Here is a 24,756-nt window from a genome sequence, read left to right on the forward strand (position 1 = left end):
CCATGACGACGCAGGGGAGTGGCCCGACGCCCACGGGTGGGAGCCCCGCCCCCGAGCCCACTCTCGAGCCGGCGACCGCCTTCGCCCGCGTCGAGGACGGCTTCGAGCGGCTCTGGACCCCGCACCGGATGGCGTACATCCTCGGGGACCGACCCACCGCGGAGGCCGGGCACGGCTGCCCGTTCTGCGCCGCTCCGGGCAAGACGGACGCGGAGGGCCTCATCGTCCACCGCGGCGAGCACTGCTACGTGGTGATGAACCTCTTCCCCTACAACCCGGGCCACGTCCTCGTGTGCCCCTACCGTCACGTCTCCCTCTACGTCGACCTGACCGACGACGAGACGGCCGAGTTCACGGCGCTGACCAAGCAGGCCGTGCGTGCCCTGCAGGCAGCCTCCGAGCCGCACGGCTACAACCTCGGCATGAACCAGGGAGCCGTGGCCGGCGCCGGGGTCGCGGCCCACCTGCACCAGCACGTCGTGCCGCGCTGGAGCGGCGACTCGAACTTCCTGCCCATCGTCGGCCAGACCAAGGCGCTGCCCGTCCTGCTCGAGGACACCCGCGCGCGCCTCGTCGATGCCTGGCCGACCGACTGAGGACCACCGGGCGCGGGCCCGCAGGTCACGGACGCGCCACGGTGCGTGCGCCGGGCCCGAGCACGCCCGACCGGTCAGTACGCTGTCACCACCATGCTCAACAGACTCCTGCGCGCGTCGCTGACCAAGATCCTCGGTCCGATCGCCCACCTGTTCCTCCGCCTCGGGATCAGTCCCGACGTCGTGACGGTCGTCGGCACCCTCGGGGTCTGCGCCGGGGCACTGGCGTTCTTCCCCCGCGGTGAGATCTGGGTCGGCGTGCTCGTCATCACCGCGTTCGTCTTCTCCGACAACGTCGACGGCATCATGGCCCGCGAGTCCGGCCGCTCGAGCAAGTGGGGCGCCTACCTCGACTCCACGCTCGACCGCATCGGCGACGCCGCGATCTTCGGCGGCCTCGTGCTCTTCTACGCCGGCAAGGGCAACAACCAGCTCATGGCCGGCCTCGCGCTCAGCTGCCTCATCCTCGGCAGCGTCGTGTCCTACGCCAAGGCGCGGGCAGAGGGCCTCGGCTACACGGCCAACGTCGGGATCGCCGAACGCGCCGACCGGCTCGTCGCCGTTCTCGTCGCGGCCTTCTTCGCCGACCTCTTCAACTCGACGATCCTGCTCGGCGTCGTCCTGGGCCTGCTCGCCGTCGCCAGCCTCGTCACCGTCCTCCAGCGGATGCTGACGGTGCGTCGCCAGGCCCTCGCCTCCGGCGAGGTGGGCGCGTGAGCGACCTCGCACGCCGCGCCACCGACACCCTCAGCGTGCTCGGCTTCAAGCTCGGGTGGTCCGTCGTCCGCGCCCTCCCGGAGCGCGCGGCATACGCCCTCTTCGACCGGGTGGCCGCCATCTCCGTCCGGCGCGGTGGGAAGGGCATCGACCGGCTGCGGTCGAACTACCGTCGGGTGCGGCCCGAGCTGTCCGACGCCGACCTCGACTCCCTGGTGCGTCAGGGGATGCGCTCCTACATGCGCTACTACTGCGAGGCGTTCCGGCTCCCGTCCCTGACCCGGGCCCAGATCGACGGGGCGGTCGTCGTCCGTGGCGACGCCGAGATCCGCGAGCTGTGCGCGCGCGGCGACGCCGGGGTCGTCTTCGTCGGCCACCTCGGCAACTTCGACCTCGCCGCGGCCTGGTCCGCCGGCAGCCTCATGCCGGTGACGACCGTCGCCGAGCGGCTCAGGCCCGAAGAGGTCTTTCAGGAGTTCGTCGCGTTCCGGCGCAGCATCGACATGGACATCATCCCGCTCACCGGCGGGGACGACCCCTTCCACGGGCTGCTCGACGCGACACGGAGCGGCGGGAGGCTCATCGCCCTGGCCGCCGACCGCGACCTCACCAACGGCGGTGTCGAGGTCGACCTCCTCGGCCACCGCGCGCGGATGGCCAAGGGGCCGGCCGTCCTGTCGCTCATGACCGGTGCACCGCTCTTCGCGGCCCGGATCTGGTACGAACCCGCTCCCGCTGGCTCCGGCCTCGGCGGCCACCGCACGGTCATCGAGTTCAGCAACCGCCTCGTGCCCCGTGTCGAGGGCACGACGGCGGTCAAGGCGGCCGACCTCATCCAGCAGTGCGCCGACCACGTCGCCGTCGCGATCCGCGAGCACACGTCGAGCTGGCACATGCTCCAGCGGGTCTTCGTCGACGACCTCGACGCCCCTGCGGCGTCCTCGGACGCCGCCGCGCAGACCTCCGCGATGACCTCCGCGATGACCTCCGCGCAGCCGGCGCAGCCGACGACGGGACGCACGACGTGAGGATCGGGATCGTCTGCCCGTACTCGTTCGACGTCCCGGGCGGGGTGCAGTTCCACGTGCGCGACCTCGCCGAGCACCTCATCGGCCAGGGGCACGACGTGTCGGTGCTCGCGCCGGCCGACAGCGAGACCGAGCTGCCCGACTACGTCACGTCGGCCGGCCGGGCCACCGCCGTGCGCTACAACGGCTCCGTCGCCCGTCTCAACTTCGGCCCCGTCACGGCGTCCAAGGTCGGCAAGTGGCTCGACGCCGGCCAGTTCGACGTGCTCCACCTGCACGAGCCGGTCACCCCCAGTGTCAGCGTGCTCGCACTCATGGCGGCCGAGGGACCCATCGTCGCGACCTTCCACACCTCGATGCTGCGGTCGCGGACGATGCAGACGGCCTACCCGATCATCCGACCGAGCCTCGAGAAGATCGCCGGCCGCATCGCCGTGAGCGAGGACGCCCGCCGGACGGTCACGACCCACGTCGGCGGCGATGCGGTCGTGATCCCCAACGGCGTCTACGTCGACCGGTTCGCGAGCGCCCCGCGGCGCTCGGCGTGGATGGGCACGCCCGCATCGCCGACGATCGCCTTCCTCGGCCGGATGGGGGAGCCGCGCAAGGGACTCCCGGTGCTCGCGGCTGCCCTGCCCGAGATCCTCCGCTCGGTCCCGGGACTCCGCGTCCTCGTCGCCGGGCCCGGTGACCCCGAGGAGGTCACCGAGGGCTGGCCCCCCGAGGTCGTCGCCGCGTGCGAGTTCCTCGGCTCCGTCTCCGACGACGACAAGGCGTCGCTGCTCGCGTCGGTCGACGTCTACGTCGCGCCCAACACCGGGGGAGAGAGCTTCGGCATCATCCTCATCGAGGCGATGAGTGCCGGCGCCTGCGTCCTCGCCAGCGACCTCTCGGCGTTCTCCCGCGTGCTCGACGGCGGCACGGCCGGCGCGATGTTCGCCAACGAGCAGCCCGACGACCTCGCGCGCACGCTCGTCGACCTGCTGCGACGACCCGAGCGTCGTGCCGAGCTCGCCGCCGCCGGCCAGCACCGGGCCCGGCTCTTCGACTGGTCGGTCGTCGCCGACGAGATCCTCGCCGTCTACGAGACCGTCATCGAGGGCGTCGCGGCCGCGCACCTCGAGCCGCAGGGACGCTGGAACCGCTTCCTGCGCGGGGGTGCGCGGTGAGCGAGGTCCTCTCGTGGGTCTTCGCGATCCTCTTCGTCCTCGTCGTCATCGCCTGGTACCTCTCCTACACGGCGGCCCGCCTCGACCGGCTCCACGTCCGCCTCAGCGGCACCCTCGCCGCCCTCGACGCCCGGCTGGTTCGGCGGGCCGAGGCGGCCGTCGAGCTGGCCAACAGCGGGCTCCTCGACGGTGCGACCGCGCTCATCCTGGCCAACGCCGCGGCGGAGTCCCTCGAGGCACCGTCGGAGCACGGCGACGCCCGCGAGCTCGCCGAGAACGACCTCACCGAGGCCCTCGAGCTCGCCCTCACCCCGCAGGCCGTCAGCACGCTGCGCTCGACGGCCCTGGGGCAGGACGTGCTCGCCCGGCTCTCCTCCGCCTGCACGCGCGTGCAGCTGGCGCGACGCTTCCACAACGACGCCGTCACCGACGTCCGCCGGGTGCGGCGCAAGTGGACCATCCGCATGTTCCACCTCGCGGGCTACACCCCGATGCCGCACACCATCGAGTTCAACGACGACTCGCCGGAGCACCTCGCCCTCGTGTGACCGGCCCCACGCGCAGGACCGCGGACCGCGTCGTCCGCACCTCTCGCGGGGGCCTACGCTTTGAGGCACACCGAACCCAGATCACGGGAAAGCAGGACATCGTGAGCACCACCCCGACCTCGGGCAGCACGCCCGCGGCTGACCAGCAGAGCGGCACGAGCCACACCGGCACGACGCGCGTGAAGCGCGGCATGGCCGAGATGCTCAAGGGCGGCGTCATCATGGACGTCGTCACGGCCGAGCAGGCCAAGATCGCCGAGGACGCCGGCGCCGTCGCCGTCATGGCCCTCGAGCGGGTCCCCGCCGACATCCGCGCCCAGGGCGGCGTGTCGCGCATGAGTGACCCCGACATGATCGACGGCATCATCGAGGCCGTCTCGATCCCCGTCATGGCCAAGGCCCGCATCGGCCACTTCGTCGAGGCGCAGGTGCTCCAGAGCCTCGGCGTCGACTACATCGACGAGTCCGAGGTGCTGACCCCGGCCGACTACGCCAACCACATCGACAAGTGGCAGTTCACCGTGCCCTTCGTCTGTGGTGCGACCAACCTCGGCGAGGCGCTGCGCCGCATCACCGAGGGCGCGGCGATGATCCGCTCCAAGGGTGAGGCCGGCACCGGTGACGTCTCCAACGCGACGACGCACATGCGCACCCTGCGCGCCGAGCTCAACCGCCTGCACTCGATGAGCCCCGACGAGCTCTACGTCGCGGCGAAGGAGCTCCAGGCTCCCTACGAGCTCGTCAAGGAGGTCGCCGAGGCCGGCAAGCTCCCCGTCGTGCTCTTCACGGCCGGTGGCATCGCGACGCCTGCCGACGCCGCGATGATGATGCAGCTCGGCGCCGAGGGTGTCTTCGTCGGCTCGGGCATCTTCAAGTCCGGCAACCCGGCCCAGCGCGCCGAGGCCATCGTCAAGGCCACGACCTTCCACGACGACCCCGACGTCATCGCCAAGGTCTCGCGTGGCCTCGGCGAGGCCATGGTCGGCATCAACGTCGACGAGATCGCCCAGCCGCACCGTCTCTCCGAGCGCGGTTGGTGACCTCCGCACTCCCAGCTCCACGCTGATGTATGCCGCCGTGCCCGACCGGGCGCGGCGGCATACGCCGTCCTGGGCCCGGTCGGTCCGGCACCGCGGGCCACCCTGACCCGCGTCGCGCAGACCCGAACACACCGAGAAGGTCACAACCCACCGGCGTCGGATCCCGTTGGGTTGTGACCTGCACGGTGTGTTGCGGGGGCTCGGGGCTGGCACGATCGGGTGCGTGAGCGCCACCGGAGCGGAGCTGTCGCGGACCTACTTCGAGCGGGTCGTCGAGCCCCTCGTGCGTGACCACTGGCCCGGGATGCCTTGTGCCGCAGCGCGTCTCGGGAGCGGGTCCGACGTCCTCGGGCTCGACGACGCGATGTCGCGCGACCACGACTGGGGCCTGAGGCTCAACCTCCTCGTCCCGGACGACGTCGTCATGGCCGTCGACGACCACCTCGCCGAGCAGCTGCCTGCGTCGTTCGCCGGCCACCCCACCCGGTTCGCGACGACGTGGGACCCGGCTGTGCGCCATCGGGTGCAGGTCGAGACGGCCCGCGACCTCGCCGTCTCGCGCCTCGGCGTCGACCCCACCCGCGACCTGACGGTGGCCGACTGGCTCTCCCTGACGGGCCAGGCCGTCCTCGAGGTCACCGGCGGAGCGGTCTTCGTCGACGACGTGGGCGAGCTGGCCGGCATGCGCCAGCGCCTCGCGTGGTGTCCCGACGACGTCTGGCGCCACGTCGTCGCGACCGACTGGGTCCGGCTCGGGCAGGAGCTGCCCTTCGTCGGCCGGACGGGGGAGCGCGGCGACGACCTCGGCTCGCGTGTCGTCGCGGCGCGGCTGGCCGGGATCGCGATGCACCTGGGCCACCTGCTCGAGCGGCGCTGGCCGCCCTACGCCAAGTGGCTCGGCACGAGCGTCGCCCGGCTGCCCCGGTCCGCGGTCGCCCTCGAGCCGCTCGAACGGGCGGTGGCATCGCCCGACTGGCGGCAGCGGGAGGACGGTCTCGTCGAGGCGCTGCGGGTGCTGGCCGTGGTCCAGGGCGAGGTCGGGCTGCCCACCGTCGCCGACCCCGTCGAGCCGTTCTGGGACCGGCCCTACCGCGGCGTGCGTGGCGCGGTGGTCGAGGTCCTCGAGGCCAGCGTCACCGACCCGGCCGTGCGGGCACTGCCCCGAGGAGTGGGCTCCGCCGAGCAGTGGAGCGACAACGTCGACGTGCTGACGGACGCCCGTCGACGCCGGCCCACGCGATGACGGGCGCAGCACCATTGACCCGGCGGTGCGTCAGGTGACGGCGCCTCGCTCGGCGAACTCGGGACGCTCGAACTCGCGCCCGTCGAGGACCTCCTTGACGTGGACCGCGGCCTGCACCGCGTCCACGTGGGTGACGTAGAGCGGCGCGAAGCCGAGCCGGATGATGTCGGGCTCGCGGAAGTCCCCGATGACACCACGGGCGATGAGGGCCTGCACGACGGCGAACGCCTGGGGGTGGCGCAGGGACACCTGGGACCCGCGGCGCTCCGGCTCGCGCGGCGTCGCCAGCGGGAGGTCGATCCCGAGCGCGTCGAGGGCGTCGATGAAGGTGCCGGTCACGGAGAGCGACGCCGCGCGCACGTCGGCGGGGGAGAGGCCGTCGTAGGCCGTGAGCGCGGCCTCGAGGGCGAGCACCGAGAGCAGGGGCGGGGTCCCGACCCTGGCCCGGGTGATGCCGGGCGCGGGCTCGTAGTCCGGACGCATCTCGAAGGGGTGGGCGTGTCCCTGCCAGCCGGTGAGGGGCTGGTCGAAGTCGTCCTGGTGGCGGGTCGCGACGTAGAGGAAGGCGGGGGCGCCGGGGCCGCCGTTGAGGTACTTGTAGCCGCACCCGACCGCGAGGTCGGCGCCGCCCTCGTCGAGCTCGACCGCGATCACGCCCGCCGAGTGGCAGAGGTCCCAGCAGGCGAGGGCGCCGACGGCGTGGGCGGCCACGGTGATCGCGCGCAGGTCCCAGAGCTCGCCCGTGCGGTAGTCGACGCTCGAGTAGGAGGCGAGCGCGAGGGCGTCACCGATCTCGGCGATGGCGGCCACGGCGTCGCATGGGTGGACCCGGCGCACCTCGAGGCCGGCCAGCTCGGCCGCGGACTCGGTCATGTAGAGGTCGGTGGGGAAGGAGTCGGGGTCGGTGATGACGACGCGGCGGCCGGGCCGCAGCCGTCCGGCGCCGATGACCGCCTTGAAGAGGTTGACCGACGTCGAGTCGGTCACGACCACCTGCCCGGGAGCAGCACCGACGAGACGGCCGACGAGGTCGCCGACGCGGGTCTGCGCGCCCCACCAGTCGGCCTCGTTCCACGATCGGATCAAGCGCTCGCCCCACTGGCGGTGCATGACGTCGTCGACGACGGCCGGAACCGCGCTCGGCAGGGCGCCGAGCGAGTTGCCGTCGAGGTAGATGACGTCGTCGGGGAGGGTGAACAGGTCGCGGGTGCCCCGGAGCGGGGAGGCGGCATCGGCCTGCTCGGCGCGGGCGGTCAGGTCGTCGTGGGTGTGCACCGTCGTCATGGCCGCAACGTATCCGGTGGCATCGTGCCGATGTCAGGGCCGCCTCCGCGGACGTCTGGCATCCGAGACGGTTCTCGCTGCCCGACCCGTGGCGCGTCCGTCACGACGAGCGCTCTACGCTGACCCGGTGAGCACCATCAGCACCATCCCCGGCACGACCGCCGACCCCGCCGCGGACCCCGCCGTGGACCCTGGCGCCGACCGTCGCGCCGAAGGCGTCGGCGTGCCGCGCATCGGCGTCCTCGCCGTCCAGGGCGATGTCAGCGAGCACCTCGCAGCCCTCACCGCGCTCGGCGCCGAGGGCGTCACGGTCCGGCGTCCGGCCGAGGTCGAGGCCATCGACGGCCTCGTCATCCCCGGTGGCGAGTCGACGGTCATGGACAAGCTCGTCCGCGCCTTCGACCTGTGGGAGCCCCTGCTGCGGCGCATCGCCGAGGGCATGCCCGCCTACGGCTCGTGCGCCGGGATGATCATGCTCGCCGACCGCATCGCCGACGCGCGTCCCGACCAGCAGACGCTCGGGGGTCTCGACATCACGGTGCGGCGCAACGCCTTCGGCCGTCAGGTCGACTCCTTCGAGCAGGACCTCGACTACGCCTGGGGCGACCGCTCGACGACCGGCACGGTGCACGCCGTCTTCATCCGCGCCCCATGGGTCGAGCAGGCCGGTCCGGGCGTCGAGGTCCTCGCCCGCGTCAGCGAGGGCCCGGCCGCCGGTAGGATCGTCGCGGTCCGGCAGGGCAACCTCATGGCCACGTCCTTCCACCCCGAGGTGGGGGCAGACCGCCGGATCCACGCCGAGTTCGTCTCGATCGTCAGAGAGCACCGACTCCAGCAGTCGGGTGCACGCCAGTCACCGGAACGCGAGGACACTGCATGAGCGGCCACTCCAAATGGGCCACCACGAAGCACCAGAAGGCGGCCAAGGACGCCAAGCGCGGCAAGCTCTTCGCCAAGCTCATCAAGAACATCGAGGTCGCGGCCCGTCAGGGTGGCGCCGACCCCACCGGCAACCCGACGCTCTACGACGCCATCCAGAAGGCCAAGAAGACGTCGGTGCCCAACGACAACATCGACCGCGCCGTCAAGCGCGCCTCGGGGGCCGAGGCGGGCGCGGCCGACTGGCAGACGATCATGTACGAGGGCTATGCCCCCAACGGTGTCGCCGTGCTCATCGAGTGCCTCACCGACAACCGCAACCGGGCTGCCGCCGAGGTGCGCACCGCGCTGACCCGCAACGGCGGCCAGCTCGCCGACCCGGGCTCGGTGTCCTACGTCTTCAACCGCAAGGGTGTCGTGACCGTCCTCAAGGGCGCCGGCTCCGAGGACGACATCCTCGAAGTGGTGCTCGACGCGGGTGCCGAGGAGGTCAACGACAACGGTGACACGTGGGAGATCATCTCCGAGGCCACCGACTTCGTCGCGGTCCGCAAGGCGATCCAGGATGCCGGCATCGACTACGAGTCGGCCGAGGCGTCGTTCGTCCCGAACCTCCAGGTCCCGCTCGACCTCGACGGCGCCAAGAAGATGATCCGCGTCATCGAGGCCCTCGAGGACAGCGACGACGTGCAGAACGTCTTCGCCAACGGCGACATCCCCGACGACGTCCTCGCGCAGCTCGACGACGACGAGGACTGACCGCGCCGAGGGCTCGTGCGCCCGAGGTTCGACGAGGAGGCACGCCGAGACCGGCGTGCCTCCCGTCCTTTCGGGGGAGGCCCGTTAGCGTTGTCCCGAACACCTGTTCGGATCGTCCAGAGCCCCACGCCCCAGGAGGTATGCCGTGCGCGTCCTCGCGGTCGACCCCGGGCTCACCCGCTGCGGCGTCGGCGTGGTCGACGGAGTCCCGGGGCGCAAGCTGTCGCTCGTCGAGGTCGGGGTCATCCGCACCCCGTCCGGCGACCCGACCCCGAAGCGCCTCGTCGCCGTCGAGGACGAGATGCGGCAGTGGTTCGCGCGGCACCGTCCCGAGGCCGTGGCCATCGAGCGCGTCTTCGCCGACACCAACGTCTCCACCGTGATGGGCACCGCTCAGGTGACCGGGATCGTCATGATCATGGCCGAGCGGCTCGGCCTGCCCGTCACCCTCCACACACCCACCGAGGTCAAGGCCGCGGTCAGCGGCAGCGGACGCGCCGACAAGGCGCAGGTGACGACGATGGTGACCCGGCTCCTCGGGCTCGACACCCCGCCCAAGCCCGCCGACGCCGCCGACGCGCTCGCCCTCGCGATCTGCCACGTGTGGCGCGGAGGCACGCAGAGCCGGCTCGAGGAGGCGCGGCTCGAGGTGCTCGCGCGCACGGGCAACCGGGGGAGCGGCATACCCCGCCGGGTCCCACCGGGAGCCGCCCCACCGCTGCAGCGGCTGCGCGCCGCGACCACCCAGCCCACCCGCACCGGCCAGACCGCCCGACCCCACCCTGGAGCCCAGCCCCGATGATCGCCTCGCTCTCCGGCACCGTCCTGAAGGTCGGCCTCGACTCGGTCGTGGTCGGCGTCGGCGGTGTCGGCATGCTCGTCCACACCACTCCGGCCACGGCGACGTCCGTGCGCCTGGGCCAGCCGACCGAGCTCGCCACCAGTCTCGTCGTGCGCGAGGACTCGCTGACGCTCTACGGCTTCGCCACCGACGACGAGAAGCACGTCTTCGAGACCGTCCAGACCGTCTCGGGGGTCGGGCCCCGCCTCGCGCTGGCCGTGCTCGCGGTCCACTCGCCCGACGCCGTCCGGGTCGCGCTGGGCACGGGCGACCTCGTCGCGCTGACCAAGGTCCCGGGCATCGGCAAGAAGGGCGCTGAGCGGATGGTCCTCGAGCTCAAGGACAAGCTCGGCGCCCTGCCGGGCTCGGCCGGCCAGAGCGACCACGTCCACCTCGACGCCGGCGAGGCGTGGCGCGAGCAGGTCCGGGAGGCGCTCGTCGGACTCGGGTGGACCGTGCGCCAGGCCGACGACGCGCTCGACAAGATCGCTCCCCTCGCGGCCGACGGCGCCGGGGTGTCGGCACTGTTGCGGGCCGCCCTGCAGGAGCTCGGCCGATGAGCGTCGACCGCTCCTGGGAGCTCGACACCGGGGCCGAGCCGGACGTCTGGGACGACGGCTCCTTCGACGCGACGGCGCGCATCGTCGACGCGGCCGGCGACACCGACGAGCGACAGGTCGAGGCCGCGCTGCGTCCCAAGCGACTCGACGACTTCCCCGGACAGACCCGGGTCCGCGACCAGCTGGGGCTCGTCCTCAAGGCCGCCAAGCGTCGTGGCACGCCGCCCGACCACGTGCTGCTCTCCGGCCCGCCCGGCCTCGGCAAGACCACCCTGGCGATGATCGTCGCCGGCGAGCTCGAGCAGCCGATCCGCATCACGTCCGGGCCCGCGATCCAGCACGCCGGCGACCTCGCGTCGGTGCTCTCGTCGCTCGCCGAGGGGGAGGTGCTCTTCCTCGACGAGATCCACCGGATGTCGCGCTCGGCCGAGGAGATGCTCTACCTCGCGATGGAGGACTTCCGGGTCGACGTCATCATCGGCAAGGGTCCCGGCGCGACGGCCATCCCGCTCGAGCTGCCGCCCTTCACCGTCGTCGGTGCGACGACGCGTGCCGGGCTGCTGCCCGCGCCGCTGCGCGACCGCTTCGGCTTCACGGGTCACCTCGACTACTACGCCGCGGCCGACCTCGTCACGATCCTGCACCGTTCGGCACGCCTGCTCGGCCTCGACGCCGACGAGGACGGCATCCGCGAGATCGCCCTGCGGTCGCGTGGCACGCCGCGCATCGCCAACCGCCTGCTGCGCCGGGTCCGCGACTGGGCGCAGGTGCACGGCGAGGACCGCGTCACCCACTCCGCGTCGCGTCAGGCGCTCGAGCTGTTCGACGTCGACGAGCGCGGCCTGGACCGCCTCGACCGAGCCGTCCTGGAGGCGCTCTGCCGCCGCTTCAACGGCGGGCCCGTAGGCCTTTCGACCCTCGCCGTCGCCGTGGGCGAGGAGCCCGACACCGTCGAGACGGTCGCCGAGCCCTACCTCGTGCGCGAGGGCTTCATGGTCCGCACCCCCCGTGGCCGGGCCGCCTCGAGCCTCGCCTGGGAGCACCTGGGCCTGACCCCACCGCACGACTCGCAGGCCCTCTGGACCGCCACCCTGCCCATCGACGAGGCCGGCGGCGCGCGATTCGACGCCTGAGGCCGGGCCCGGCGTGGTCGCGCGTCCCGCACCGAGCGCGACCAAAACGTGACCCGCGCACGCTGCGGGACCGTTCCGTCTTGGTCTGACAAACGGCACCGGCGCACGTAGACTCCTGCGGGCACCATCGCCGCTGCCGCGGCACCATCCGGTGCTCCCGGTCGTTGACGCGACAGCCGACCCGATCAACGGGTCGTGGCGCGCCTGCGCGCTGACCGGACGAAGACACGAAGGACTGAGCTGACATGAACAACAACGGGGCCCTCTCGTTGCTGATTTTCGCCCTGCCCCTGCTGCTGCTGGGCTGGCTGTTCTTTTCCCAGAACAAGCGGATGAAGCAGATGCGCAACTTCAGCTCGTCGCTCGAGGTCGGAGACGCCGTCGTCACCTCGTCGGGCATCTACGGCACGATCAAGCACCTCGACGACAGCAGCGCGTGGCTCGAGATCGCCGAGGGCACGACCGTCCGGTTCGACCGGCGAGCCCTGGCGATGAAGCAGGCCGACGTGGCTGCCGCCGACGCGGCAGCCACTGGTTCGCCCGCCCACGACGCCCCCGTCGACGACGCGCCGGGTGCGAACCCGGGTTCCCACCAGAACGGTCAGTGAGGGTTTCGTGGCACGCAGCTCCACCAAGAAGTCGGCGAGACGGAGCCTCCTGGCGCTCGTCGTCATCATCCTCGCCCTCGGCGGTCTCGCCGCCGGCCTGACGAAGTGGGCCGACGGGTCGATGAACCCTCGCCTCGGGCTCGACCTCGAGGGCGGCACGGAGCTCGTGCTCCAGCCCCAGCTCAACGGCACCGAGACCATCAGCGAGGGCCAGGTCAACCGCGCGGTCGACATCATCCGCCAGCGCATCGACGCCAACGGCGTCTCCGAGGCCGAGATCACGACGCAGGGCGGCCGCAGCATCGTCGTGGCGATCCCCGGCCAGCCGACGGCCGAGCAGCTCGACGCGCTGAAGAAGCCCTCTCAGCTGCGCTTCCGCGCCGTCTACGTGCAGGCGCTCGACCCCAACGCCAGCCAGGCCAACCCGAGCGGCACGCCGACCGGGACGTCCACCGGCACGGCGACGCCTTCCGGCACCGCGACCGGCACGGGCACGCCGAAGGCCACGGGCACTGCGACGCCCTCGACGTCCGCGACCGCCCAGAACGGCGTCGTCCCCGACGCGCTGCGCGCCGCCACGACCCCGGTGACCCCGACGCCGTCGGCCACGCCGTCGGGCACGGCGACGACGCCGGCACCTGCCGCCACCGAGGCCCCCGCGCCGACGGCCGCGCAGACCGAGGCCGCCATCAAGACGCAGGTGAGCACCGGCCTCGTCGGGCTCGGCTGGGACAAGGCCAAGGCCGACGCAGCTGCGACGAAGGTCGCCAAGGAGTACACCGCGCTCGACTGCTCGGCTCCCGGGGCGGTCGACAAGATCCAGGACGACCCGGCCCAGCCCATCGCCACGTGCGGCGAGGACCGTGTCACCAAGTACGTCCTCGGCCCGAGCGAGATCGACGGCAGCGAGATCGCCGACGCCACGAGCGGCTACCAGCCCGGCCCGAACGGCCAGCCGACCTCCATCGTCGAGGTCGCACTGTCCTTCAAGGACGCCGGCAAGGCCAAGTTCGCGGCCGTGACCAAGCGCCTCTACGGCCTGCAGTCCCAGCCGCCGCTCGACCAGTTCGCAGTCGTGCTCGACAAGGCCGTCATCACGGCACCGCAGGCCCGCGCCGTCATCACCGACGGTCGGGCCTCGATCACCGGCTCGTTCACCATCGACTCGGCCAAGCAGCTCGCCGAGCAGCTGAAGTTCGGTGCCCTCCCGATCTCCTTCGCCCTGCAGACGCAGGACAACATCACGCCCCAGCTCGGTGAGGAGCAGCTGCGCATCGGCCTGCTGGCCGGCTTCATCGGTCTACTGCTCGTCGTCATCTACTCGCTGCTCCAGTACCGCGCGCTCGGCCTCGTCACGGTCGCCTCGCTCGTCGTGGCCTCCGTCATCACCTACCTCGCGGTGACGGTCCTCGGTACGACGCACGGCTTCCGCCTGACGATGGCCGGGGTGACGGGTCTCATCGTGGCCATCGGTGTCACGGCCGACAGCTTCATCGTCTACTTCGAGCGCATCCGCGACGAGGTGCGTGACGGTCGCCCGCTCGTGGCTGCCGTCGAGACCGGGTGGAAGCGCGCCCGCCGCACGATCATCGCGGCCGACGGCGTCAACTTCATCGCGGCCGGGGTGCTCTACTTCCTCGCCTCGAGCAACGTCCGGGGCTTCGCGTTCACGCTCGGACTGACGACGCTCATCGACCTGCTCGTCGTCATCCTCTTCACGCACCCCACGGTGCAGCTGCTGGCCCGCACGAAGTTCTTCGGCGGCGGCCACAAGTGGTCGGGTCTCGATCCGGAGCGCCTCGGCGCCAAGGAGGCGGTCCGCTACCGCGGCCGCGGCCAGTTCGGGGCACCCGGCGCTCAGCGCCCGCCCGCCACCGTGGGCTCGGCCCGCGTCGCCGATGGGAAGGCCCAGGCATGATCAACTTCGCCCAGGTCGGCAACGACCTCTACACCGGCAAGCGCTCGATCGAGTTCATCAAGCGCCAGAAGACGTGGTACGCCATCTCGGCGGTGCTCATCGTCCTCGCACTCGTCGGCATCTTCGTCAAGGGCCTGAACTTCGGCATCGAGTTCAGCGGTGGGTCGGAGTTCCGCGTCCAGGGCGTGTCCAACAGCCAGGGCTACGAGGAGAAGGCCCAGAGCGCCATCGCCAGCGCCGGCATCGAGGGCAACGTCGTCACGACGATCGTCGGCCAGGACACCGTCCGCGTGCAGTCCGAGGCTGCGGCCGACCGCACCGACGAGGCCAGCACCGCACTCGCCCAGCAGTTCGGCGTCGACAAGGGCGCGGTCAGCGCGTCGCTCATCGGTCCGAGCTGGGGGCAGTCGGTCAGCCAGCAGGCGATCCGGGGACTCATCGTCTTCCTCGTCATCGTGACGGCGGTCATGGCGCTCTACTTCCGCACGTGGAAGATGGCCGTGTCCGGTCTCGTGGCCCTGCTGCACGACCTCGTCATCACCGTCGGCATCTACGCGCTCTTCGGCTTCGAGATCACGCCCTCGTCGATGATCGGGTTCCTCACGATCCTCGGGTACTCGCTCTACGACACCGTCGTCGTCTTCGACAAGGTGCGCGAGAACACCGCGGACGCGTTCCGGACCAAGCGCATGACGTACTCCGCGGCGGCCAACCTCGCGGTCAACCAGACGCTCGTCCGCTCGATCAACACGACCGTCGTCGCGCTGCTGCCGATCGCGGCCGTGCTCTTCGTCGGCTTCACGCTGCTCGGCCCGGGCACGCTGCTCGACCTGTCGCTCGCCCTCTTCATCGGCATCGCGGTCGGCGCCTACTCGTCGATCTTCATCGCGACCCCGCTGCTCGTCGACCTGCGTCGCAACGAGCCCGCCGTCCGTGAGCTCGACAAGTACGTCGCGCGCCACGGTGCCAAGCAGGCTGCCTCCGCAGCACAGCTCGGCGGTGAGCCGGCCTACGTCGGCGCGGACGCCACTGGTGCTGCTGCCGACGACGGCGCCGACTCCGCGGTCGAGGGCGCACCGCGTCCCGTGCACAAGTACGCCCAGGCCGGACCGCGCAACCAGCCCAAGCGCGCGCCGAAGTCGCGACGCTGACGGCGGGGCCGCATCCGCGGCCCCGCCTCCGCACGCGGTTCGTGCACCGCCCGTTCGACCACCTCAGGAGACGGCGTGAGCCAGATCAGTGACCTCGTCGCGAGCAAGCTGCGTGACATCCCGGACTTCCCCAAGCCCGGGGTCCTCTTCAAGGACTTCACCCCGCTCATCGCCGACGGTGCCGCCCTCGGCGAGCTCGTCCGCGACATCGCGCAGCGGTATGCCGGTCAGGTCGACGTCGTCGTCGGCATCGAGGCCCGCGGCTTCATCCTCGGCGCGGCCGTGGCCTACGAGCTCGGCCTCGGCATGGTGCCCGTGCGCAAGGCCGGCAAGCTTCCGGGGGAGACCCTCAAGGAGTCCTACCCCCTCGAGTACGGCACGGCCGAGATCGAGGTGCACACCGACGCCTTCGAGCCCGGCCAGCGCGTGCTCGTCCTCGACGACGTGCTCGCCACGGGCGGCACCGCCGAGGCGTGCGCGCAGCTCGTCGAGCGGGCCGGCGCCACGGTCGCCGCGATCGAGGTCGTGCTCGAGCTGGCCTTCCTCGAGGGACGCAGCCGTCTCGCGGGCCGGCCGGTCAACGCCATCCTCACCGTCTGATCACAGAGGGACCGCCTAGACTCTCTGCATGAGCGAGGACGTCCGCAACGAGCTGTCCACCCCGTCGCGGGTGCGCGCCCGTTTCGCCCGCTTCGGGGCCACCCGGCCGGCGGGCAACCCCGTGCTCGAGCCGCTCATGACGGCGGTGCGCCAGAACCACCCGAAGGCCGACCTCTCGGTCATCGAGCGGGCGTATGCCGTCGCCGAAAGCGCCCACGAGGGCCAGATGCGCAAGAGCGGCGACGCCTACATCACGCACCCGCTCGCCGTCACGACGATCCTCGCCGAGCTCGGCATGACGCCGCCCACCCTCGCGGCGGCGCTGCTGCACGACACCGTCGAGGACACGGCATACGGCCTCGACGAGCTGCGCCACGACTTCGGTGACGAGATCGCCATGCTCGTCGACGGCGTCACCAAGCTCGACAAGGTCACCTACGGCGAGGCCGCGCAGGCCGAGACCGTCCGCAAGATGGTCATCGCGATGGCGCGCGACATCCGGGTCCTCGTCATCAAGCTCGCCGACCGGCTGCACAACGCCCGCACGTGGCGCTACGTCAGCCCCGAGTCGGCCAAGCGCAAGGCCAACGAGACGCTCGAGATCTACGCCCCGCTCGCGCACCGCCTCGGCATGAACACCATCAAGTGGGAGCTCGAGGACCTCTCGTTCGCGACGCTCTACCCCAAGGTCTACGACGAGATCGTGCGTCTCGTCGCCGAGCGAGCCCCGGCCCGCGAGGAGTACCTCGCCGGGGTGCGCACCCAGGTCACCGAGGACCTCACGGCCGCCAAGATCAAGGCCGTCGTCACCGGCCGGCCCAAGCACTACTACTCCGTGTACCAGAAGATGATCGTGCGGGGCCGCGACTTCGAGGAGATCTACGACCTCGTCGCCGTCCGCGTCCTCGTCGACACGGTGCGCGACTGCTACGCGGCGCTGGGCGCCCTTCACTCGCGGTGGAACCCGGTCCCGGGCCGGTTCAAGGACTACATCGCGATGCCGAAGTTCAACATGTACCAGTCGCTGCACACGACGGTCATCGGACCCCAGGGCAAGCCGGTCGAGATCCAGATCCGCACGCACACGATGCACCGCCGCGCCGAGTACGGCGTCGCCGCGCACTGGAAGTACAAGGACCAGAGCAACGGCGGCGGCCCCGCCCGTCCCGGCGAGATCACGCCGCAGAACGACATGGCCTGGCTGCGCCAGCTGCTCGACTGGCAGCGCGAGACCGAGGACCCGGGCGAGTTCCTCGACTCGCTGCGCTTCGAGATGGGCAGCAGCGAGGTCTACGTCTTCACCCCGAAGGGCTCGGTCGTCGCGCTGCCGATGGGCGGCACGCCCGTCGACTTCGCGTATGCCGTCCACACCGAGGTCGGGCACCACTGCATCGGCGCGCGCGTCAACGGGCGCCTCGTGCCCCTCGAGTCGACCCTCGAGAACGGCGACGTCGTCGAGGTGCTGACGTCCAAGGCCGACGGCGCCGGCCCGTCGCGCGACTGGCTCCAGTTCGTCAAGAGTCCCCGGGCCCGCAACAAGATCAAGCAGTGGTTCTCCAAGGAGCGCCGCGAGGAGGCCATCGAGGCCGGCAAGGACTCGATCGCCAAGGCGCTGCGCAAGCAGAACCTCCCGCTCCAGCGGCTCATGAGCCACGAGTCGATGACCGCCGTCGCGACCGACCTGCGCTACCAGGACATCGAGGCGCTGTACGCCGCGGTGGGCGAGGGGCACGTCTCCGCGCAGCACGTCGTCGGCAAGGTCGTCGCGTCGATGGGTGGCGTCGACGGCGCCACCGAGGACCTCGCCGAGGCCACGGTCCCGACGCGGGCCGCCAGCCGGCGCAAGCCGGGCGACCCCGGTGTCGTCGTCGTCGGCACGGCGGACGTGTGGGTCAAGCTCGCCAAGTGCTGCACCCCGGTGCCGGGCGACCCGATCATCGGTTTCGTGACGCGCGGCAACGGCGTCTCGGTGCACCGCGTCGACTGCACCAACGCCGACCAGCTGACGGCCAACCCGGAGCGGCTCATCGACGTCGAGTGGGCGCCGAGCTCCGCCAGCGTCTTCCTCGTGCAGCTGCAGGTCGAGGCTCTCGACCGCAACCGCCTCCTCAGCGACGTGACCCGCGTCCTGTCGGACCAGCACGTCAACATCCTGTCGGCATCGGTCCAGACGTCGCGCGACCGGGTGGCCATCTCCCGCTTCACCTTCGAGATGGGGGACCCGGCGCACCTCGACCACGTCATGCAGGCGGTCCGCAAGATCGACGGGGTCTTCGACGTCTACCGTGTCAACGGCGGCAAGTCGACGATGTAGCCGTCGGCGTCTGGACACCGCACCACGCGGCACGCAAAAGGGCCCACCCGACGAGATCGCTTGTCGGGTGGGCCCTTTCGTGGGTGGGGCTGGTCGTCAGCCGCCGAACTCGGCGACGCCGGCGCGGGCCTGGTCGAGCCAGACCTGACGCGCGTCGAGCGCCTCGCGGGCCTTCTTGATCTTGCTCGCGCTGCCGGACGCCTCGGCCTTGGCGAGGTCGTCCTGCAGGTCCGCGACGGCACGCTCGAGCTGGTCGACCATGGCCCGGGCACGGGCCGCGACCTCGGGGTTGCTCGACTTCCACTTGCGGTCCTCCGCGTCCCGCACGGTCTGCTCGACGCGGCGCATGGCCTTCTCGACGCGCTCCATGTCGGACCGCGGGACCTTGCCGGCGGCATCCCACTTGTCCTGGATGACGCGCAGCTGGCCCTTTGCCTTCTCGAGGTCGGTCACGGGCAGGATCGCCTCGGCCTCGACGAGCAGGCCCTCCTTGACGGTGAGGTTGCCGCGGTACTGCTCCTCCTCGGCGGCGACGACCTCGTCCTTCGCCGTGAAGAAGGTGTCCTGCGCCGCCTTGAAGCGCGCCCACAGCTTGTCGTCGTCGGACCTGCTGGCCCGACCGGCGCGGCGCCACTCGTCCATGAGGCGCTTGAACGCCCCTGCGGTGGCAGCCCAGTCGGTGCTCGTCGCGAGCTTCTCGGCCTCGGCGACGAGCCGCTCCTTGGCACCCTTGGCGTCGGCGTGCTGCGCGTCGAGCCCGGCGAAGTGGCTGCGTCGTGCCTTGTCGAAGCCGTTGCGGGCGCTGCTGAAACGCTGCCACAGGTTCGACTCCGTCTCGCGGTCGAGGCGGGTGGCGGAGCGCTGGTGCGCCTTCCACTCGTCGAGCAGCTCACGCATCCGGGCGCCGCTCGTCTTCCACTGGATCCGGTTCTCCGGCTGGCCGGCGATCGACTCGGCCTCGGCCACGATCTTCTCGCGCTCGGCCGTGGCGGCCACCCGCGCCTCGGCGCGGTGCTGCTGCTCGACGTTGCGCTTGGCGGCGAGGCCGGACTGGATCTCGTCGAGCTTGGTGGCGAGGGCGTCGAGGTCGCCGACGACGGTCGCGTCCTTGACCTGTGCCGCGAGGGTCTTGAGGCCCTCACCGACGTCCTTCGACGGGACCTCGGGCTGCGACAGGCGCTGCTCGAGCAGCACCGCCGATGCGAAGAGCTCGTCGTACTTGCGCGCGAAGTAGGTCAGTGCCTCCTGGTCGCTCGCGCCGGGATAGGAGCCGACCTCCTGCTCCTCGCCGTCCTTGGTGCGGACGAAGACCGTGCCGTTCTCGTCGACGCGTCCGAAGGCCGCCGAGGCCGAGTGGTCGGTCGTGATCGGCGCCGGCGCGGCGGGAGTGACCGTCGGGTGCGGGACGGCCTTGGCGAGTGCCGCCGGCGTCGGGATCGACGAGGGCTTGGGGATGCTCCCCGGGGACGGCGCAGCGGGTGCCGCGACCTCCTCGCCCTCCGTGGCCTCCGTGGCCTCCGTGGGCGCTGCGGTCTCCGTGGGCGCTGCGGTCTCCGCCGGCGCCGCGGTCTCGCCGGCGTCACCGGACTCGGTGCTGCTGACCGACGCCACGGCCTCCGCGGTCTCGACCGCGGCCGCCGCCGGCTCGTCTGCCGTCACCGCGACGGGCCCGGCCACGGCCGACTCGCTGGCCTCGGGCGTGGCGACGGGCGCCTCGGCCGCTGCCTCCGGTGCGGTGCCGGCCGGCTCGGCGCTCTCCGGCTCTGCCACGGCCACCGGCTCGGGCTCGACCACGGGCTCGACCACGGGCTCGACCACGGGCTCGACCACGGGAGCGGCCTCGGCGTCAGCCTCGGCGCTCTCGGTCGTGTCGCCGGACTCGGTGGCCTCCACCGAGGCGACGGCCTCGGCCGTCTCGGTCGTCGCCGCAGGCTCGGACGGGGTGGAAGCGTCGGCCGTGTCGGCCGGCGCGGTGTCGTCGACCGTCGCGACGGTGTCGGCCGTGTCGGCCGGGGCGGTGTCCTCGACCGTCTCGACGGTGTCGGCCGTTTCGGATGGCGCGGTGTCGTCGACCGTCTCGACGGTGTCCACGGTGTCGGCGTTCTCGGCCGCCGGTTCGACCGCGGCCTCGCTGGGCTGCTCCTCCGTCGCGGTGGCGGTGGTGTCGTCCGGCTCGGGCTGCTTGATGTCGGTCATGCCTTCTTCTCCGTCACGCTGACGCTGAGGATGCTGATCGGGGAGACGGGGGTTCCGTCCGTCGGGCTGGGGGGCAGGGCCTTGTTCGCGGCGATCTTGTCGACGATGTCGAGGCCCTTGGTCACCTTCCCGAAGATCGTGTAGCCACCGCCGTCGGTGGGCAACTGGGTTTCCTTGTAGGTGATGAAGAACTGGCCGCCGTTGCTGTTCGGGTCGGAGGTGCGCGCCATGGCGAGCACACCGGTGGGGTACTTCCCGTCCTTGGGCGCGTTCTCGATGCCGAAGGTGTAGCCCGGGCCGCCCTGACCGGTGCCCGTGGGGTCACCGCACTGGAGGACGTAGATGCCCTCGGTCGTGACGCGGTGGCACGGGCTCGGGGCCCAGAAGCCGGTCTTGGCCAGGTTGATGAACGAGGCGACGGTCTGCGGCGCCTTCGTCCCGTCGAGCTCGAAGGTGAGGTCGCCGCACGTGGTCCTGACCGTGGCGACGAAGGTCTTGCCGGCAGCCGTGGCCTTGGCCGGGACCTGCTTCTGCTGCTTCGGGGTCGTCTGGTTCGCCGGGGGAGCGGTGCAGCCGGCCGCGAGCTTCTGGCCCGCAGCGAGCCCGCCCGAGCTCGTCGGGGTGCTCGCAGGGGTCGTCGACCCGGCCGCGGGGGTGGCGGTGTCGGAGCTGCCGACGAGCTTGGGCACGACGATGGCCGCAGCGATGACGAGGATGACCGCGAGGATCACACCGAAGACCTGCTTGTCGCGCGTCGAGTCGCTCACCGGCGGCTTGGCGGTCTTCTGCTGTTCCTCGTGGCGGCGGCGCGCACGTGCGCGTTCCTGCTCTTTGGTCACGAACCTCTCCTCGTACGGGCCACATGGGCTGTCCCCGGGCGTTCGGTCATTTTATGGAACGACTGCGGCGCGCACGCAGCGGGACGGGTCACGAGTCCGTGACATCTCCCCTCCGACGCGCGGATTTGCGCCCGGAAGCCCTGCGGACGGCATACCCAGTGTGTCGGTCCCGAGTCCCGAGGGCGTATGCCGTCCGCCCCGGTGGTTGTGCGTCGCTAGGCTCCCAGCGTGCTGACCATTGCCTTCCCCGCCCAGGCGTTCGACACCAACTGCTACGTGCTCGCCGCGGGTGCCGGGGAGGAGTGCGTCATCGTCGATCCCGGGATCGGCGTGGAGGAGACGTTGCGCGAGGTGCTGACGGAGCACCGGCTGAGGCCGGCCGCGGTGCTGCTCACGCACGGGCACGTCGACCACGTCTACTCGGTGACCCCCGTCTGCGGCGCCGACACGGCTGCCTACATCCACGCGGACGACCGCTACCGCCTGCACGACCTGCTCGGACGCAGCAACCCGGGCCTCGTCGCGATGCTCGAGCAGCAGTTCGGCGCCGCGGCGACGTGGACCGAGCCGACCAACGTCGTCGAGATCACCGACGGCACCCGGCTGACGCTCGCGGGCATGGAGTTCGACGTGCTCCACGCCCCCGGCCACACCGAGGGCTCGGTCATGTTCGGCATCGACCGGGTGCCCGACGGCATCCGGGACCAGGTCGACGTCGACCGGACGATGGTGACCGGTGACGTGCTCTTCGCCGGCTCGGTGGGCCGCACCGACCTGCCGGGCGGCGACCCGGCCGCGTTGCAGCGCAGCCTGCGCGACGTCGTCCTGCCGCTGCCTGACACGACGCTCGTGCTGCCCGGCCACTACCAGGCGACGACCATGGCCCACGAACGCGCCACCAACCCCTACCTGAGAGACTTGCCCGCGTGAGCACCCCGCAGCCCAAGGCCGCCAAGGTCATGCCGATCAGCGGCTTCCCCGAGTACCTCCCGTCCGAGCGCATCGTCGAGCAGCGCTTCCTCGACGTCATCCGGGAGACCTTCGAGCTGCACGGCTTCTCCTCGGTCGAGACCCGGTCCATCGAGCCGATCGAGCGACTCAGCGCGCAGGGCGAGGACGCCGACAAGGAGATCTACGCCGTGTCGCGCGTGGCCGGCGGCAGCGACGACGACGCGCGCTGGGGCCTGCACTTCGACATGACCGTGCCGTTCGCGCGCTACGTCCTCGAGAACGCCGGCAAGCTCTCCTTCCCCTTCCGCCGCTACCAGATCCAGAAGGCGTGGCGTGGGGAGCGACCCCAGGAGGGGCGCTACCGCGAGTTCACCCAGGCGGACATCGACGTCGTCGACGTGGGGCAGCTCTCGCCGCACTTCGAGGCCGAGATGCCGCTCGTCATCGCCGACGTCTTCAGCCGGTTCCCGGTGGGCGACTTCGTCATCCAGGTCAACGACCGCAAGATCCCCGACGGCTTCTACCAGGGGATCGGCATCACCGACGTCATCGGGACGCTGCGCATCGTCGACAAGCTCGACAAGATCGGCCCGGAGAAGGTCAAGGTGCTCCTCGTGGAGTCGGGCACGACGGACGAGCAGGCCGACCAGTGCCTCGCCCTCGCCGCGATCCGCTCGGCCGACCTCGGCTTCGTCGAGCAGGTCCGGGCCCTCGGCGTCGAGCACCCGCTCCTCGACGAGGGGCTCGACTCCCTGGCCGACGTCATCCGCACCGGCATGGCCCACGCCCCCGGCAAGCTCGTCGCCGACCTGCGCATCGCACGCGGCCTCGACTACTACACCGGCACCGTCTACGAGACCCAGTTCGTCGGGCACGAGTCGTGGGGGTCGTTCTGCTCCGGCGGCCGCTACGACGCCCTCGCCAGCGACGGGAAGAACACCTATCCGGGCGTCGGCATCTCCATCGGCGTGACCCGCATCCTCGGCCTGCTCATCGGCCGCGGGCTCGTCACCGCGTCACGCTCGACGCCTGCCGCCGTGCTCGTCGCCCTGACCGACGACGAGTCGCGCGAGGGTGCGGTCGCCGTGGCCACGGCCCTGCGCCGCCGCGGGATCGCCTGCGAGGTCGCACCGTCGGCAGCCCGCTTCGGCAAGCAGATCCGCTACGCCGAGCGTCGCGGCATCCCCTACGTGTGGTTCCCCGGGGCGGGGGAGTCCGGCGACGAGGTCAAGGACATCCGCAGCGGCGAGCAGGTCCCGGCCACCGCCGACGCGTGGACCCCGCCGGCTGACGACCTCGTGCCGCAGGTCACGCGAGCCGACTGACCCGAGGTGCGCGACCGACCGCGTGCGGAGGTCAGGTGCCGGGCGGCGGGCGCAGGCCCTGGTCACGCAGCTCGAGCAGGGCGAGCTCCCGAATGACCTCACGGTCCTGGCGCCGCCACGCCCCGGCGGGGTCGTCGGAGACGCGGGCCAGTGCACGCATCGGCTGCGTCGCCATCGCACGGAGGGCGAAGAGGTCGAGGTCCTCACCGGCATCGATGAAGCGCTGCGACTGGGTCGCGTTGCGCACGAAGCGAACCCGGACGTAGAGCCAGACCGCGAGGACGAGGACGATCGGCACGAGCGCCAGGGCGATCCCGAGCCCGAGGGCGAGCGTGTCGACCGTGTCGGCCATCGACGTCCCGGCCTGCTGGAGCGTCGTGCCGGACCCGGCGGCCTGGGTCAGCCACGTCTTCAGCTGGTCACCCACGAGCGGCAGCTGCCCGGCCTGGTCGCCCGCGCCCGTGAGGGCCCCGTTGACGGACTTCCCGGCCGACGTGATCGAGTCCGCAGGGGCACGCAGCTGCTCGACCGTGTCGTGGACCTGGCGACCGGCATACACCCAGAGGCCGATCCACAGGAGCATGAGCACGTCGGACAGCAGCTGTCGGGTGCGTCGGGCGGGGGTGTCTGCGTAGAGCTTCACGGGCCCATGTTGGCGAAGACGACGACGAAGAACACGACGAGGGCGATGAAAGCGGCGAATCCTCCCACCAGGGAGGCCACGAGGAAGCCCCCCGCGAACGAGCGAAGTGCCGGGAGAGCCGTGGCCGCCGCCGCGACCGCGAGGCCGATCACGAGCAGCACGAACGCCTCGGGTGGCTCCACGCCCTGGAAGATCGGCCCCCAGACGGCTGCCACGGCGAAGAGCACGCCGGCGACGACGCCCTGGCGCCGCGTCAGCACGATGGCGCCCCCGCCCGGCCACCGCGCGGGCCTCCGCTGCCTCGGCGGCCGTGAACCGGCCGGCGCCACCGGCCAGCTGTATCCCTCGTGCGCCGGCGGATCGGTCACGGCCCCTCCTTCTCCGAGCTCGTCGGCCGCGGATGGCGGTGACCAC

The 24,756-nt window shown here is 71.6% G+C and carries 24 protein-coding genes; 19 read left to right on the forward strand and 5 right to left on the reverse strand.

Annotation, left to right across the window (positions count from 1 at the left end):
- Positions 1 to 2: 2 nt before the first annotated feature.
- The 7 genes from ASE25_RS11195 (at position 3) to ASE25_RS11225 (ending at position 6,341) form a co-directional block, all read left to right on the forward strand.
- Positions 3 to 596 carry an HIT domain-containing protein gene (locus ASE25_RS11195; RefSeq protein WP_056825356.1) on the forward strand — a complete coding sequence of 198 codons (594 nt, stop codon included), beginning with the start codon at positions 3 to 5 and terminating at the stop codon, positions 594 to 596.
- 93 nt (positions 597 to 689) lie between these two features.
- Positions 690 to 1,313 (forward strand): phosphatidylinositol phosphate synthase, encoded by a 624-nt coding sequence (gene pgsA, locus ASE25_RS11200; RefSeq protein ID WP_020144318.1) that lies wholly within the window; start codon positions 690 to 692, stop codon positions 1,311 to 1,313.
- The gene (locus ASE25_RS11205) at positions 1,310 to 2,341 is read left to right on the forward strand and encodes a phosphatidylinositol mannoside acyltransferase (RefSeq protein ID WP_056825359.1); all 1,032 of its coding nucleotides are present in this window, start codon (positions 1,310 to 1,312) and stop codon (positions 2,339 to 2,341) included. The genes pgsA and ASE25_RS11205 overlap by 4 nt, the downstream gene beginning before the upstream one ends.
- The gene (locus ASE25_RS11210; RefSeq protein ID WP_056777233.1) at positions 2,338 to 3,510 is read left to right on the forward strand and encodes a glycosyltransferase family 4 protein; all 1,173 of its coding nucleotides are present in this window, start codon (positions 2,338 to 2,340) and stop codon (positions 3,508 to 3,510) included. Before ASE25_RS11205 ends, ASE25_RS11210 begins: the two co-directional genes overlap by 4 nt.
- A complete protein-coding gene (locus ASE25_RS11215; RefSeq protein ID WP_056777231.1) occupies positions 3,507 to 4,058 on the forward strand; it encodes a hypothetical protein in 552 nt (183 codons plus the stop codon). The genes ASE25_RS11210 and ASE25_RS11215 overlap by 4 nt, the downstream gene beginning before the upstream one ends.
- 101 nt (positions 4,059 to 4,159) lie before the next feature.
- The gene (gene pdxS / locus ASE25_RS11220) at positions 4,160 to 5,098 is read left to right on the forward strand and encodes a pyridoxal 5'-phosphate synthase lyase subunit PdxS (RefSeq protein ID WP_056825361.1); all 939 of its coding nucleotides are present in this window, start codon (positions 4,160 to 4,162) and stop codon (positions 5,096 to 5,098) included.
- Positions 5,099 to 5,321: 223 nt separating this feature from the next.
- The gene (locus ASE25_RS11225; RefSeq protein ID WP_056825363.1) at positions 5,322 to 6,341 is read left to right on the forward strand and encodes a DUF4037 domain-containing protein; all 1,020 of its coding nucleotides are present in this window, start codon (positions 5,322 to 5,324) and stop codon (positions 6,339 to 6,341) included.
- Positions 6,342 to 6,371: 30 nt separating this feature from the next.
- Here the strand turns inward: ASE25_RS11225 and kynU are convergent, their stop codons facing one another.
- Complete coding sequence (kynU, locus tag ASE25_RS11230; RefSeq protein ID WP_056825364.1) at positions 6,372 to 7,625, reverse strand: kynureninase; 1,254 nt, start codon at positions 7,623 to 7,625, stop codon at positions 6,372 to 6,374.
- A gap of 184 nt (positions 7,626 to 7,809) precedes the next feature.
- On the opposite strand from kynU, the gene pdxT reads away from it, so the two are divergent.
- The 10 genes from pdxT (at position 7,810) to ASE25_RS11280 (ending at position 18,388) form a co-directional block, all read left to right on the forward strand.
- On the forward strand, positions 7,810 to 8,505 hold the full coding sequence (pdxT, locus tag ASE25_RS11235) for a pyridoxal 5'-phosphate synthase glutaminase subunit PdxT (RefSeq protein ID WP_157623412.1): 696 nt from the start codon (positions 7,810 to 7,812) through the stop codon (positions 8,503 to 8,505).
- Positions 8,502 to 9,263, forward strand: a complete 762-nt coding sequence (locus ASE25_RS11240; protein WP_056825366.1) for a YebC/PmpR family DNA-binding transcriptional regulator — start codon at positions 8,502 to 8,504, stop codon at positions 9,261 to 9,263. The genes pdxT and ASE25_RS11240 overlap by 4 nt, the downstream gene beginning before the upstream one ends.
- Positions 9,264 to 9,408: 145 nt before the next feature.
- Positions 9,409 to 10,065, forward strand: a complete 657-nt coding sequence (gene ruvC / locus ASE25_RS11245) for a crossover junction endodeoxyribonuclease RuvC (RefSeq protein ID WP_056777220.1) — start codon at positions 9,409 to 9,411, stop codon at positions 10,063 to 10,065.
- A complete protein-coding gene (gene ruvA / locus ASE25_RS11250) occupies positions 10,062 to 10,664 on the forward strand; it encodes a Holliday junction branch migration protein RuvA (RefSeq protein ID WP_056777218.1) in 603 nt (200 codons plus the stop codon). The genes ruvC and ruvA overlap by 4 nt, the downstream gene beginning before the upstream one ends.
- Positions 10,661 to 11,797 carry a Holliday junction branch migration DNA helicase RuvB gene (ruvB, locus tag ASE25_RS11255; protein ID WP_056825368.1) on the forward strand — a complete coding sequence of 379 codons (1,137 nt, stop codon included), beginning with the start codon at positions 10,661 to 10,663 and terminating at the stop codon, positions 11,795 to 11,797. Before ruvA ends, ruvB begins: the two co-directional genes overlap by 4 nt.
- Positions 11,798 to 12,042: 245 nt before the next feature.
- The gene (yajC, locus tag ASE25_RS11260; protein ID WP_056825370.1) at positions 12,043 to 12,405 is read left to right on the forward strand and encodes a preprotein translocase subunit YajC; all 363 of its coding nucleotides are present in this window, start codon (positions 12,043 to 12,045) and stop codon (positions 12,403 to 12,405) included.
- Between the two features lie 7 nt (positions 12,406 to 12,412).
- Positions 12,413 to 14,323: a protein translocase subunit SecD gene (gene secD / locus ASE25_RS11265; RefSeq protein WP_056777210.1), complete on the forward strand. Its 1,911-nt coding sequence runs from the start codon at positions 12,413 to 12,415 to the stop codon at positions 14,321 to 14,323.
- A complete protein-coding gene (gene secF / locus ASE25_RS11270) occupies positions 14,320 to 15,474 on the forward strand; it encodes a protein translocase subunit SecF (protein ID WP_056777207.1) in 1,155 nt (384 codons plus the stop codon). Before secD ends, secF begins: the two co-directional genes overlap by 4 nt.
- A 75-nt stretch (positions 15,475 to 15,549) precedes the next feature.
- Positions 15,550 to 16,074 carry an adenine phosphoribosyltransferase gene (locus tag ASE25_RS11275; protein WP_082622819.1) on the forward strand — a complete coding sequence of 175 codons (525 nt, stop codon included), beginning with the start codon at positions 15,550 to 15,552 and terminating at the stop codon, positions 16,072 to 16,074.
- A 28-nt stretch (positions 16,075 to 16,102) separates the two neighbouring features.
- Positions 16,103 to 18,388, forward strand: a complete 2,286-nt coding sequence (locus ASE25_RS11280) for a bifunctional (p)ppGpp synthetase/guanosine-3',5'-bis(diphosphate) 3'-pyrophosphohydrolase (RefSeq protein WP_020144302.1) — start codon at positions 16,103 to 16,105, stop codon at positions 18,386 to 18,388.
- 96 nt (positions 18,389 to 18,484) lie between these two features.
- Here the strand turns inward: ASE25_RS11280 and ASE25_RS22365 are convergent, their stop codons facing one another.
- Together ASE25_RS22365 and ASE25_RS11290 are read right to left on the reverse strand one after the other, a co-directional pair.
- Positions 18,485 to 20,584, reverse strand: a complete 2,100-nt coding sequence (locus tag ASE25_RS22365) for a DUF349 domain-containing protein (RefSeq protein WP_082622820.1) — start codon at positions 20,582 to 20,584, stop codon at positions 18,485 to 18,487.
- Positions 20,581 to 21,423, reverse strand: a complete 843-nt coding sequence (locus ASE25_RS11290; RefSeq protein ID WP_056777202.1) for a peptidylprolyl isomerase — start codon at positions 21,421 to 21,423, stop codon at positions 20,581 to 20,583. Before ASE25_RS11290 ends, ASE25_RS22365 begins: the two co-directional genes overlap by 4 nt.
- Before the next feature lie 228 nt (positions 21,424 to 21,651).
- Between ASE25_RS11290 and ASE25_RS11295 the strand changes: the two genes are divergently transcribed.
- A complete protein-coding gene (locus ASE25_RS11295; RefSeq protein WP_056825373.1) occupies positions 21,652 to 22,353 on the forward strand; it encodes an MBL fold metallo-hydrolase in 702 nt (233 codons plus the stop codon).
- On the forward strand, positions 22,350 to 23,699 hold the full coding sequence (gene hisS, locus ASE25_RS11300; RefSeq protein ID WP_082622821.1) for a histidine--tRNA ligase: 1,350 nt from the start codon (positions 22,350 to 22,352) through the stop codon (positions 23,697 to 23,699). The genes ASE25_RS11295 and hisS overlap by 4 nt, the downstream gene beginning before the upstream one ends.
- 31 nt (positions 23,700 to 23,730) lie before the next feature.
- On the opposite strand, the gene ASE25_RS11305 is transcribed toward hisS, so the two are convergent.
- Together ASE25_RS11305 and ASE25_RS11310 are read right to left on the reverse strand one after the other, a co-directional pair.
- Positions 23,731 to 24,342: a hypothetical protein gene (locus ASE25_RS11305; protein ID WP_056777197.1), complete on the reverse strand. Its 612-nt coding sequence runs from the start codon at positions 24,340 to 24,342 to the stop codon at positions 23,731 to 23,733.
- Positions 24,339 to 24,710, reverse strand: a complete 372-nt coding sequence (locus tag ASE25_RS11310) for a hypothetical protein (RefSeq protein WP_156415580.1) — start codon at positions 24,708 to 24,710, stop codon at positions 24,339 to 24,341. Before ASE25_RS11310 ends, ASE25_RS11305 begins: the two co-directional genes overlap by 4 nt.
- Between the last annotated feature and the right edge of the window lie 46 nt (positions 24,711 to 24,756).

The sequence above is a fragment of the Terrabacter sp. Root85 genome, from assembly GCF_001429185.1.
GTDB lineage: Bacteria > Actinomycetota > Actinomycetes > Actinomycetales > Dermatophilaceae > Terrabacter.

Excerpts from the sequence above, each read along its gene's own strand:
- ASE25_RS11195 (WP_056825356.1), top strand. The coding sequence starts at position 3 with ATGACGACGCAGGGGAGTGGCCCGACGCCCACGGGTGGGAGCCCCGCC.
- pgsA (WP_020144318.1), top strand. The coding sequence starts at position 690 with ATGCTCAACAGACTCCTGCGCGCGTCGCTGACCAAGATCCTCGGTCCG.
- kynU (WP_056825364.1), bottom strand. The coding sequence starts at position 7,625 with ATGACGACGGTGCACACCCACGACGACCTGACCGCCCGCGCCGAGCAG.
- ASE25_RS11240 (WP_056825366.1), top strand. The coding sequence starts at position 8,502 with ATGAGCGGCCACTCCAAATGGGCCACCACGAAGCACCAGAAGGCGGCC.
- ruvA (WP_056777218.1), top strand. The coding sequence starts at position 10,062 with ATGATCGCCTCGCTCTCCGGCACCGTCCTGAAGGTCGGCCTCGACTCG.
- ruvB (WP_056825368.1), top strand. The coding sequence starts at position 10,661 with ATGAGCGTCGACCGCTCCTGGGAGCTCGACACCGGGGCCGAGCCGGAC.
- yajC (WP_056825370.1), top strand. The coding sequence starts at position 12,043 with ATGAACAACAACGGGGCCCTCTCGTTGCTGATTTTCGCCCTGCCCCTG.
- secF (WP_056777207.1), top strand. The coding sequence starts at position 14,320 with ATGATCAACTTCGCCCAGGTCGGCAACGACCTCTACACCGGCAAGCGC.
- ASE25_RS11280 (WP_020144302.1), top strand. The coding sequence starts at position 16,103 with ATGAGCGAGGACGTCCGCAACGAGCTGTCCACCCCGTCGCGGGTGCGC.
- ASE25_RS22365 (WP_082622820.1), bottom strand. The coding sequence starts at position 20,584 with ATGACCGACATCAAGCAGCCCGAGCCGGACGACACCACCGCCACCGCG.